Genomic DNA, 11,563 nt, shown 5'->3' with positions numbered 1-11,563 from the left:
TTGAACATGGAATTCGTTGCAACGTGGATCAGCAGGCTTTTTGGCTGGTCGCTGTTAGGGCTCTCTGCTTTTGTTGCGCTGGAAACGGTGATGCGGAAGCTATTCAATACATCATTGCAAGGTGCGGACGAACTGGGCGGCTATGTGCTCGCCTTTGGTTCATCGCTCGCCTTTGTGGTCACACTGGCCGAGCGTGCACACATCCGCATAGACGTATTACACCAGAAGTTTCCGCTTTTCATGCAATCCCTGATCGACTGGCTCGCCGCCGTTTCGATGGCCGTATTGGGTTGCTTTTTTCTTTATGTCGGCTGGTTCGTCCTCAAGGACACGCTGGCATATGGCAGCACCGCCGCGACACCATGGGCCACGCCACTGATCTGGCCGCAGACCGCTTGGTATGGCGCGCTGGCCGTCTTTTCGATTTCGGCGATCTTGCTGTCGTTCCGTGCCACATGGCTATTCTTCAGACGCGATTACAACACCTTGACTGCTGAATTCAATCCAAAGGGCGCGGCAGAGGAACTCGCCGATGAGCTGCAAGAACTCAACAAACGCAAGGGACATGATCAATGACCATCTTCGATATCGCTGTCGGCTTTGTGGTCATGATGGGCATGCTGCTGATTGGTTTTCCCGTGGCGATCGTCATGGTCGCGATGGGGGTTGCGGGCGGGATGCTGCTTTATGGTCCAGTCCTTCTGGAAAGCATGGGTCCGGTCCTGTGGGGTGTGCAAAACGAGAACGTGCTGACCGCCATCCCGCTTTTCATCCTTCTGGGAGAGTTGCTGCTGCGTTCGGGGATCGCAGACCGCATGTATGGCGCGCTGGCGCTGTGGCTGGGGCGACTGCCGGGGGGGTTGCTGCATACCAATATCGGTTGTTGCGCTCTCTTTGCCGCCACCTCCGGATCATCGGTTGCGACAGCTGCAACAGTCGGTACCGTCGCTCTGCCTTCGTTGAAAGAGCGGAACTATTCCGCTTCGCGCGCACTGGGATCGCTGGCAGCGGGCGGCACGCTGGGCATTCTGATCCCGCCTTCTGTCAATCTGTTGGTCTACGGGTCCCTCGCGAACGTGTCTGTCGGTCAGCTTTTCATTGCTGGCATCATCCCTGGTATTCTGCTGACCCTGTCGTTCATGGTGCTGATCGCCCTCCAGCATTATTGGAGGCGTGACGCGGTGACCGAACCCCTGCGCGTCAGCCGGGCTGAGCGGATCAGCGCATTGCGGCATCTTTTTCCGCCTGCCGTTGTCTTTGTTATCATTATGGGGTCGATCTACATGGGGATCGCCACCCCCACCGAAAGCGCTGCCCTTGCCGTGATCGTCGCCCTTTTCTTCGTCTGGCGTGAAGGACGCCTAACGCTGCCGTTTCTGGATGTCTGCTTTCGCCAAACGGCCAAGACAACGGGAATGATCCTGTTAATCATCGCCGCTGCCTTTACACTGAACGTCACCTTGGCCCTTGGCGGGATCACAAATGCGATGAACACTTGGGTTTCCGGGTTGGGCCTGACTCCGATTGCGCTGCTGTTTGTACTCATGCTGTTTTATCTGGTCCTTGGGATGTTCATGGATGTGCTGTCGATGCAGGTTCTGACTATCCCTATTGCCGTGCCGATTGTCGTGGCCGCCGGAATTGACCCGATCTGGTTTGGCATTTTCGTCGTCTTGATGAGCGAACTTGGCATGATCACACCACCCGTCGGCATGAACCTTTACGTTGTGCAGGGCGTGCGGAGCGACAAAGGCCCGTTTATGGACGTAATAATTGGCGCGATCCCCTATGCAATCATCATGCTGCTTTTCGCAACGCTGCTGATCCTCTACCCCGGGATCGTGATGTGGCTGCCCAACAGTCTGGCGGGATGAACATGTGGCAGGCTGACGTCACCGCCTTGCTGGCCGCCTTCGCTGATGGCAGCACGACACCCTTGCAGGCGATGGAAACCACATTGCACCGGATTGATACCATCAACCCGGCGCTGAACGCCTTCACTGCCCGCAACGACCATGCGCTGTCAGAAGCTGCCGCAGCAACCACGCGCTGGCAAGCAGGTACCCCTGCCGGACTGCTTGATGGTATTCCGCTGATTATCAAGGACAACCTTGTCACCAAAGGAATGCCCGCCGCATGGGGCAATGCATATCTGGCCAGCCAGATTGCCCAGCACGACGAAGCGCCGGTCGCGCGCTTGCGGGATGCAGGGGCGATTTTTCTGGGGAAAGGCAACACGCCGGAATTCGCTATCGAAGGATACACCGACAATCTGACCTTTGGCGTCACGCGCAATCCGTTTGATCCGGCGCTGACGCCAGGCGGGTCCTCTGGCGGGGTCGTTGCCGCCGTTGCAGCAGGTCTGGCTTTTGCGGGCATCGGGACGGACGGCGGCGGGTCGATCCGCCGACCGGCAGGATACACCGGATTATTCGGCCTAAAGCCCGGCATTGGTCGGGTGCGCCGTAGCGGGGGGCTGCCGCAAGTCCTGCTGGATTTCGAAGTGGTCGGCCCTATCGCCCGAAGCGCGCGCGACCTTGCACTGATTGACCGCGTCCTTTCAGGCAATGCAGACCCGCCCGCCACATGGGACCGTCTAAAAATTCTCGCCATTGAAACGCTTGCCGATGCGCCTTGCGACCCAACAATCCGCGCAGCCTTTGCAGCAACCTGCGACCGACTATCTGAATTGGGCCATCACGTCGCCCAAAAGCCAATGCCACTGGAGCTTGATCAGCTGAACGCCCTGTGGACAGATATCGGCGCAATTGGATTGGCCGCATATCTGAACGATCACCCGAATGTGCGGGAGAGTGCCAATCCCAAGTATCTGAAAATTGCAGAGACGGGCGCGGGCAAGTCTGCGGCAGATCTTTACCGCGTCCTCGACCTTGTCTTCAAACTGCGCAACGACAGCGCCAGTCTGTTCCAGCAATATGATGCAATCCTGATGCCAACAGCCGCCGCCAACCCTTGGCCTGCAGCAGAACCGTTTCCTGCTTCCATCGCGGGACAAAGTGTCGGGCCAAGAGGCCACGCGATCTATACCGGCTGGATCAATGCGGCAGGTCTGCCCGCCGTCGCCTTCCCCGCCCCGTCCGATGGTTTGCCAATCGGCATGCAACTGGTGGGACCGATGGGGTCGGAACCGGCCCTGATCGCGTGGTCAGAGAGTTGCGCAAAGGGTTTCACGTGGCCCAAAATTGCAGGGGGCATCACCGATGGATGACAAAAACCGCGTCGTGCGGACCGCCGCGGCGCAAATGGGTCCTATTGCACGCGATGAACCCCGCGCATCAGCCGTGGCCCGCATGATCAAGCTTCTGGAACAAGCCGCCCGCGACAAGGTCGACCTTGTTGTATTTCCAGAACTCACACTGACAAGTTTCTTTCCCCGCTGGTTCATGCCGGATCAAAGCGAGGTTGATGCCTATTTTGAAACAGAAATGCCAAACGCGGCGACTGCACCACTGTTTGCGCGGGCGCACGCGCTTGGGATCGCATTTTCATTCGGCTACGCAGAGATTTGCAGACACGACGGCAGGTTGCATCACTTCAACACATCCATCTTGGTGGATGGCGCGGGACAGATCATTGACCGTTATCGAAAAGTCCATTTGCCCGGCCATACAAACCACGAGCTATGGCGCCCCTTCCAACATCTGGAAAAACGCTATTTCGATCCAAGCCCGTTCGGGTTTCAGTCGGTCGATCTTTTGGGCGGGAAGATCGGTCAGGCCATCTGCAACGACAGGCGCTGGCCCGAAACCTACCGTGAACTGGCACTGAGCGGGGCCGAAATGGCCCTGATCGGATACAATACGCCGCGCCATTATCCACCCGCGCCGGAACATGATCACCTGCAGGATTTCCACAATCATCTCAGCCTTCAATCGGGGGCCTATGCAAACGGGATGTGGGTGATCGGTGTCGCCAAAGCCGGTCTGGAAGAGGGGTGCGACCTTATCGGCGGCTCTGCCATCGTGGCCCCGACCGGCGAAATCATCGCGCAAGCCCGAACCCTGGGTGACGAGATTATTGTGGCCGATTGCGATCTGGCCCGCTGCGCCGAAATTCGGACCAACATCTTTGACTTTGCCCAGCACCGCCGCCCCGATGCCTACAAACGGATCGCAGGAAGAACTGCGCACCCAGATTGATTCTGTCGCCCGGAAAAGCCGTCGATTTGCGCCCACAATGAACGGTCCCCACCAGACGGACCCTGCCTATTAACGCATCATGCCCGTGCAAGCCGCCCCAATAATGATCGCTTTGCGCCTGTCCCCCGTTTCAACATCATATCTCTGCTATCCAAAATGGCATCCCATTTTTTGATCGCGCACGCTAGCCGATAGGGGGCGGCTGAAAAATGCCCCGAACAGACATGGAGTTGTACGATGAAACATTTCAAGAAGGGGTTCGCGACACTTTTGGTCGCAGCGTCCCTATGTGCGCAAGGGGCCTTTGCGCAAGGCACGTTGCGCGTCGGCATGACCGCCGCAGATATCCCGTTGACCACCGGCCAGACCGATCAGGGCGGCGAAGGGATGCGGTTCATGGGCTATACGGTCTACGACTCACTGATCGAATGGGATCTGACAAGCGCGGATCAGCCATCGGTCCTCATCCCCGGGTTGGCAACCGAATGGTCCGTCGATGAGGCCGACAAGACCAAATGGACCTTCACCCTGCGCGAGGGCGTAACCTATCACGACGGCAGCACCTTTACCGCAGCAGATGTGGTCTGGAATTTTGACAAACTGCTGGACGAGACGTCAGAGCAATACGACTCGCGTCAGGCGGCCCAAGGCAAATCACGTATTCCAGCCGTCGCAAGCTATACGGCGATTGACGACTACACCCTCGAGATCGTCACAAAAACACCCGATGCGACCCTGCCTTATCAGCTGGCATGGATATTGATGTCCTCGCCTGCGCAGTTCGAAGCGGTGGGCAAAAACTGGGAGGCCTTTGCCGCGAGCCCGTCAGGCACTGGTCCTTGGAAACTCGATACATTCGTGCCGCGCGAACGGGCCGAACTGGTCCCGAACACAGATTATTGGGATGAGACCCGCATTCCGAAACTCGACAAAATGGTGTTAATCCCGCTGCCAGAGCCAAATGCGCGTGCAGCCGCACTACTGTCTGGTCAGGTCGACTGGATCGAGGCACCGGCACCCGACACCATTCCGGCAATGACGGCCAACGGTTTTGTCATTTCCTCCAACGCCTATCCACACAACTGGACATGGCACCTGTCGCGTCTGGAAGGGTCGCCGTGGAATGATATCCGGGTCCGTCAGGCCGCGAACCTGGCAATTGACCGCGACGGGATGAGCGCACTTCTGGGTGGGCTGATGGTTCCGGCAAAAGGTTTCCTGCCGCCATCATCACAATGGTTCGGCAACCCGACCTTTGATGTGCGCTATGATCCCGATGCAGCCAAGGAACTGCTGGCAGAGGCCGGCTACAGCGTGGAAAACCCGCTTCAGGTCAAGGCATTGATTTCGCCATCCGGGTCAGGGCAGATGTTGCCGCTGCCGATGAATGAATACATCCAGCAAAACCTTGCCGAAGTGGGCATCGAAGTCGAATTCATCGTCGTTGAATGGAACCAGATGATCAACTTGTGGCGTGCCGGAGCCGAAGATCCTTCGGTCGACGGTGCGATGTCGATCAACTTTACCTACTTCATTCAGGACCCGTTTACAGGGCTGATCCGCCACCTTTCATGTGACCTGATCGCGCCCAATGGCACCAACTGGGGACATTACTGCGACCCCGAGATGCAGGCCTTGTTTGACCAGATCAAAACCACGTTTGACGCCGAAGAACAGGATGCCGTCATGCGCCAAACGCACGAAAAATATGTGGATGAGGCGCTTTTCCTGATGGTCACACATGACGTGGCCCCACGTGCCCTTGCATCGACTGTGAAAGGTTTTGTGCAGGCACAAAACTGGTACCAGAACTTTTCGTCGATCACGATGGAATGACCTGAACCGCCCCGCGCCGTGCATCTGTCGGCGCGGGGTCCTCTTTGTGATAAAAGGACCTGCGTTTTGTTCCGCTATTTTATTCGCCGCGTCATCTTGATGTTGCCAGTGGCCTTTGGCGTATCCGTCATCTGCTTTCTGCTGGTGCAGATCGCCCCCGGCGATCCATTGACCGCGATCATGCCGGTGGATGCCACCGCCGACGAGCAGGCAGCGATGCGCGCGATCTACGGGCTCGATAAACCGCTGCCGGTGCAATACGCCATTTGGATCGGAAACCTGTTTCAGGGCGACATGGGCAACAGCATTGCCACCGGCCGGCCCGTGGCGGGCGAAGTGTTCGGCGCAGTTCAAAACTCATTGCTACTGGCGTTCAGTGCCGCGGTGATCGCCTTTCCCATCGGGATATTTCTGGGTTTTCTGGCGGGCTACTTCCGCGACACACTGCTGGACCGGACCGTCACCGCGATTTCAATCGCGGGGGTGTCTGTGCCCAACTATTGGCTGGGTATCGTGCTTGTCATCATCTTTTCAGTCAATCTTGGCTGGCTTCCGTCGATGGGCGCGGGCCCCGGCGGGTCGCAGGATTGGGCTTGGGACTGGTTGCATATGCGCCATCTGGTTTTGCCAGCCGTGACGCTCGCTGTGGTGCCGATTGGCATCGTCGCACGCACCGTGCGCGCGCTGGCCGGTGATCTCTTGACGCAAGACTTTGTCATGGCCCTTTACGCCAAAGGCATGAGCCGTGGCGACGTGCTGCGCCATGTGGCCCGCAATGCGGCGGCAACCGCACTCTCCGTCATGGGGCTGCAACTGGGCTATCTGTTGGGCGGGTCGATCCTGATCGAAACTGTGTTCAACTGGCCCGGTTCCGGCTTTCTGCTATCCAATGCGATTTTCCAGCGCGACCTGCCGTTGCTGCAAGGCACGATCCTTGTGCTTGCGCTGTTCTTTGTCGCGATGAACCTGATTGTTGACGTGGCCCAAGCCGCCATTGACCCGCGTATCAAAAGGAGCTGACATAATGGCTGCCCTCGATACCCAACTTGTCGAAGACCCCGTATCCGAAGCAGGCAAAGGCTACTGGTCCGGTGTTGGCGCGCGCCTGATCCGCGATCCTGTAACGATGATCTGCCTTGGCGTGGTTCTCCTGCTGATCCTGTCGGCTATCTTTGCCCCCTATCTGGGCCTTGCCGATCCTTACAAAGGCTCGATGGTCAAACGGCTCGCCCCGATCGGGACCGAAGGAAACATCCTCGGTACCGATGAACAGGGCCGCGACATGCTGGCCCGTCTGATCTATGGCGGCAGGCTGACGCTGTTCATCGGGCTGACTCCGGTCGTGCTGGCCTTTTTTATCGGTGGCACTTTGGGAATTGTCGCGGGATATGCAGGTGGCTGGGTCAATACGGTGATCATGCGCACAGTAGACGTATTCTTTGCGTTTCCTTCAGTGTTGCTTGCGATTGCCATCTCGGGTGCGCTTGGTGCAGGCATCGTCAACAGCCTTGTGTCGCTCACGATTGTCTTTATTCCGCCCATCACCCGTGTCGCCGAAGCGGTGACATCAGGGGTGCGCGCGCTGGAATATATCGACGCCGCGCGCGCGTCCGGTGCCAACACACTGACCGTGATCCGGGTGCATGTCATCGGCAACGTGCTCTCGCCGATCTTTGTCTATGCCACCTCGCTGACCAGCGTTTGCATGATTCTTGCGGCCGGGCTTAGCTTTCTGGGCATCGGCGTCCGCCCGCCGGAACCTGAATGGGGACTTATGCTGAACACGCTGCGCTCTGCCATCTACGTGAACCCGTGGCTGTCTGCCCTTCCCGGTGTGATGATCTTTATCACCTCGCTTTGTCTCAACCTGCTCAGCGACGGCGTCAGGAGTGCAATGAATGTCCGAGACTAAGACCCTGCCGGATACAACCCCCGATAAAGGTGGCCCCGCCCAGCCTTTGCTGATCGTGCGCGATCTAGTGAAGTATTTTCCCGTAAGAGGCGGGATATTGGGCGGAAAGAAGGCCGTGGTTCAGGCGGTCGATGGCGTATCGTTCGAGGTCAGGAAAGGCGAAACTCTTGGTATTGTGGGCGAGTCCGGCTGCGGCAAATCAACTACAGCGCGGCTGCTGATCGGCCTTTTGGAAAAGGACAAAGGCGAAATTATCTATGACGGGCAGGCCCTTGGCAGCCGTTTGTCCCTGCGTGACCTGCGGCGCGGCGTCCAGATGGTTTTTCAAGACAGCTACGCCTCGCTAAACCCGCGCCTGACGATCGAAGCATCCATCGCCTTTGGCGCGCGCGTGCAGGGGCTTTCTGATCCGGTCGGGCGCGCCCGCAAACTGATGGATCGCGTGGGACTTGCCCCGGAACGCTTTGCACAGCGCTATCCGCACGAGGTGTCGGGCGGACAGCGCCAGCGTATCAACATCGCGCGCGCCTTGGCCATGTCGCCCCGGCTGGTCGTTCTGGACGAAGCCGTCTCGGCACTCGACAAATCGGTCGAGGCGCAGGTGCTGAACCTTCTGTCCGATCTGCGCCGCGAGTTCGGCCTGACCTATATCTTCATTAGTCATGATCTGAACGTGGTGCGCTATATCTCGGACCGCATTCTGGTGATGTATCTGGGCGAAGTGGTCGAGATCGCACCCGTCGACCAGATCTGGACATCGCAGGCACACCCCTACACCCGGTCGCTGTTTTCGGCGATGCCATCAATGGACCCCGACAACCGCACCAAAGAACCACCCTTGGCCGGTGATCCGCCCAATCCGATCAATCCACCCTCGGGATGTCGCTTTCACACGCGCTGTCGCTTTGCCGAAAGCGTGTGCAAGGCCCGCGTGCCAGCACTCAAACCCCTGACTGCGGGGTCCGAACATCTGGCTGCCTGCCATTTACATGACCTTGGGTCGGGGCACAGCAAGGCCGGAAAGGAAATGTTGCCATGACCGACACTCTGGTGGATATCCGCAATCTCAACGTCCGCTTTAACGGGGCGCGAACGGTCCATGCGATCAACGACCTGACCTTAACCCTCAGGCAGGGCGAAACCATGGCTTTGCTGGGCGAAAGCGGGTCAGGCAAGTCTGTGACCTTGAAAACGCTCCTGCAACTGCTGCCCCCCAAGCGCAGCCAGATCGAGGGCGACATTGCTGTGAACGGCGTGGATGTGCTCTCTCTGTCTGGCAAAAAGCTTCAGGCCTACAGGGGCGAGGAAGTATCGATGGTGTTTCAGGAGCCGGGGCTGGCGCTGGACCCCGTGTATACGATCGGGGATCAGATTGCCGAGTCCGTGATGCGCCACAAGGGCATTCGGAAGGAAGATGCGCTTTCAACCGCGCTCGACATGCTGCGCCGCGTGCGGATCCCCTCGCCCGAACGGCGGCTGCGCAACTATCCCCACGAGCTTTCTGGCGGGATGCTGCAAAGGGTCATGATCGCATTGGCGTTGGCCTGTCGGCCCAAGTTGCTACTGGCGGACGAACCCACCACGGCATTGGACGCAACGGTACAAATCCAGATTCTGCTTTTGCTGCGCGATCTGCAAAGGGAATTCGGCATGGGGGTGATTTTCGTAACGCATGATATCGGCGTGGCGGTCGAAGTATCCGAGCGTATCGCCGTGATGTATGCGGGTCAGGTCGTCGAAGAAGGCACCACCCGCGAGATCATCAAAGACCCGCGCCATCCCTACACCCGTGGTCTGCTGGCGGCGAACCTTCATGATGCGGAGCGTGGCGCGCGCCTGAACGCCATCCCCGGCGCGCCGCCGCCGTTGGACACGCGCCCAGACGGGTGTTCCTTTGCACAGCGCTGTCCGTTGGCCGAACCGAAGTGCCGAGCCAGCCTGCCCCCTGTGCATCATCCGGACGACAGGCGCCGCGTGGCCTGCATCCACGAAAATGCACCCGTTTTGGCCCAATAACTCATGCTGACAATAGCCGATCCCTATCACCGCTTTATGCCATATGAACCTGTCACGGTCCCAAGTGCCGCCGCAGACCCCGGCTCTCCGGATGGCCCACTGATCGTAAATGGTGCCTTGCTGCATTTCATCGACCTCTGGCGGGATGCCGGACGCCGTGCCCGTACGGCCGTCAATGTCGCATCTCTGCCCGCCAATGCGTTGGTCGAAACAGAGACAGTGGTTGAACTGAAATGACCCAGACACCAAAACCACGGGTCCTGCTGATGAATCCCAACAGCAACGCAGCAACGACACAGGCGATGGTGACGATCGCCGCGCATGTCTTGCCAAGCCTCGCAAGCTGGACCGCTCCTGCCGGGCCATCTTTGATCTCGACAATGGATGACCTGAACGCTGCCGCCACGTTGGTCGCCACAGCCCGTATCCCCAACGACATCGACGGCGTGATCGTCTCTGCTTTCGGCGATCCGGGACGGAAGGCACTGGCTGAAAGACTGGAAATCCCTGTCGTCGGGATCGGGGAAGCCGCCGCAATTGCCGCTGCGAAAGGCGGGCGGCGCTATGCGGTTGTGACCCACACGCCCGGACTGGTGACAAGCATTGATGCGCTGATGCGCGCCTCGGCCCCGCAAAGCGCCTATCTGGGGACATTTCTGGCTGATGCCGATCCTCTAGCGGTGTCAGCGGATAAAGCCCGGCTTGATGCGGCACTTCTTGCGGCGACGCACAGGGCGTATGCAGCAGGTGCCCAGGCCGTGATCATTGGCGGTGGTCCCCTCGCAGAGGCCGCTGAACGCCTGCGCCTACAAGCGCCATGTGACCTCATCATGCCAATTCCTGAAGCAGCGCGGCGCATTCTGGCCCAACTCAAGGACCCGACATGAGACATCTTGATGCATTCGCAGACGGCCTCATCACCGCGCATCAAAACGGCCAGGGCTTTTTTCCGAAAGGTCTCGCTCCCAAGACCCCTGCGGAAGCATATTATGTTCAGGATCGGGTCGTCGCCGCGTTAGGGCCAGTCGCCGGTTTCAAAACCGCACGGAAACCGGGGCAGGCAACGATCATGGCACCAATTCTGGACAGGTTTGCCTTTGCAACCGGGGCAAGCGTCCCGATTGGCGACAGCATGGGACTGGAACTTGAAATCGGGTGGCAGATCATCGCGCCCTTGCCGGAGGCGTCGGCCGGTGATCTTGATGCCAAGCTGCGTCACTGTGTGCGTCCGGTCCCCGTGATCGAACTGGTCGACTGCCGGTTGCGTGGACCCGTTGCGCAAGATCCCGTTGCAAAGCTTGCTGACTTTCAAATCAACAAAGGTGTTATCATCGGCAGACCGCTTGATGATTGGGATGGACGTGACTTTGGTGCGGTAAAAGGTCGAATGGTTGCGGGGGATCAAACCCTTTTGGACGGCCCTGCCGAAGTGCCGGGTGGGTCCGCATTGACCACGCTTGGTGTCTTCCTTGCCGAAATCGGTGCGCGCGGCGGCGGGCTGGACGTCGGGCAGGTTGTTATCACCGGGTCATTGCACCCGTTGACCTATGTCGCGCTTCCCTGCGAAGTGCTTGGCCGGATCGATGGGCTGGGAACGGTCGCTGTCACGCTTTCCGGGCATCAGCGCGAATAGCGACCT

The 11,563-nt window shown here is 58.8% G+C and carries 12 protein-coding genes; all 12 read left to right on the top strand.

Going from position 1 to position 11,563, the window contains the following annotated elements; translation table 11 throughout:
- Nucleotides 1-6: 6 nt before the first annotated feature.
- The 12 genes from C8N45_RS07380 (at nucleotide 7) to C8N45_RS07325 (ending at nucleotide 11,557) form a co-directional block, all read left to right on the top strand.
- Nucleotides 7-576, top strand: coding sequence for a TRAP transporter small permease subunit (locus C8N45_RS07380; protein WP_108385567.1), 570 nt, complete (start codon nucleotides 7-9; stop codon nucleotides 574-576).
- Nucleotides 573-1,874, top strand: coding sequence for a TRAP transporter large permease (locus tag C8N45_RS07375; RefSeq protein WP_108385566.1), 1,302 nt, complete (start codon nucleotides 573-575; stop codon nucleotides 1,872-1,874). Before C8N45_RS07380 ends, C8N45_RS07375 begins: the two co-directional genes overlap by 4 nt.
- Entirely contained in the window at nucleotides 1,847-3,229 is a 1,383-nt protein-coding gene (locus C8N45_RS07370) for an amidase (protein WP_245882594.1), read from the top strand. Before C8N45_RS07375 ends, C8N45_RS07370 begins: the two co-directional genes overlap by 28 nt.
- On the top strand, nucleotides 3,222-4,160 hold the full coding sequence (locus C8N45_RS07365; RefSeq protein WP_108385564.1) for an N-carbamoyl-D-amino-acid hydrolase: 939 nt from the start codon (nucleotides 3,222-3,224) through the stop codon (nucleotides 4,158-4,160). The genes C8N45_RS07370 and C8N45_RS07365 overlap by 8 nt, the downstream gene beginning before the upstream one ends.
- Before the next feature lie 237 nt (nucleotides 4,161-4,397).
- Complete coding sequence (locus C8N45_RS07360) at nucleotides 4,398-5,996, top strand: ABC transporter substrate-binding protein (protein ID WP_108385563.1); 1,599 nt, start codon at nucleotides 4,398-4,400, stop codon at nucleotides 5,994-5,996.
- A gap of 66 nt (nucleotides 5,997-6,062) precedes the next feature.
- On the top strand, nucleotides 6,063-7,016 hold the full coding sequence (locus C8N45_RS07355; RefSeq protein WP_108385562.1) for an ABC transporter permease: 954 nt from the start codon (nucleotides 6,063-6,065) through the stop codon (nucleotides 7,014-7,016).
- Between the two features lie 4 nt (nucleotides 7,017-7,020).
- Nucleotides 7,021-7,908: an ABC transporter permease gene (locus C8N45_RS07350; protein WP_108385561.1), complete on the top strand. Its 888-nt coding sequence runs from the start codon at nucleotides 7,021-7,023 to the stop codon at nucleotides 7,906-7,908.
- The gene (locus C8N45_RS07345) at nucleotides 7,895-8,947 is read left to right on the top strand and encodes an ABC transporter ATP-binding protein (RefSeq protein WP_108385560.1); all 1,053 of its coding nucleotides are present in this window, start codon (nucleotides 7,895-7,897) and stop codon (nucleotides 8,945-8,947) included. Before C8N45_RS07350 ends, C8N45_RS07345 begins: the two co-directional genes overlap by 14 nt.
- The gene (locus tag C8N45_RS07340) at nucleotides 8,944-9,924 is read left to right on the top strand and encodes an ABC transporter ATP-binding protein (RefSeq protein WP_108385559.1); all 981 of its coding nucleotides are present in this window, start codon (nucleotides 8,944-8,946) and stop codon (nucleotides 9,922-9,924) included. Before C8N45_RS07345 ends, C8N45_RS07340 begins: the two co-directional genes overlap by 4 nt.
- 3 nt (nucleotides 9,925-9,927) lie before the next feature.
- Complete coding sequence (locus C8N45_RS23575) at nucleotides 9,928-10,161, top strand: RidA family protein (RefSeq protein WP_108385558.1); 234 nt, start codon at nucleotides 9,928-9,930, stop codon at nucleotides 10,159-10,161.
- Nucleotides 10,158-10,811, top strand: coding sequence for an aspartate/glutamate racemase family protein (locus tag C8N45_RS07330; protein WP_245882592.1), 654 nt, complete (start codon nucleotides 10,158-10,160; stop codon nucleotides 10,809-10,811). Before C8N45_RS23575 ends, C8N45_RS07330 begins: the two co-directional genes overlap by 4 nt.
- Nucleotides 10,808-11,557, top strand: a complete 750-nt coding sequence (locus tag C8N45_RS07325) for a hydratase (protein WP_108385557.1) — start codon at nucleotides 10,808-10,810, stop codon at nucleotides 11,555-11,557. Before C8N45_RS07330 ends, C8N45_RS07325 begins: the two co-directional genes overlap by 4 nt.
- Nucleotides 11,558-11,563 lie beyond the last annotated feature (6 nt).

It is taken from the genome of Yoonia sediminilitoris (genome assembly GCF_003058085.1).
Lineage (GTDB): Bacteria > Pseudomonadota > Alphaproteobacteria > Rhodobacterales > Rhodobacteraceae > Yoonia > Yoonia sediminilitoris.
This window is presented reverse-complemented; position numbering and strand designations above follow the sequence as displayed.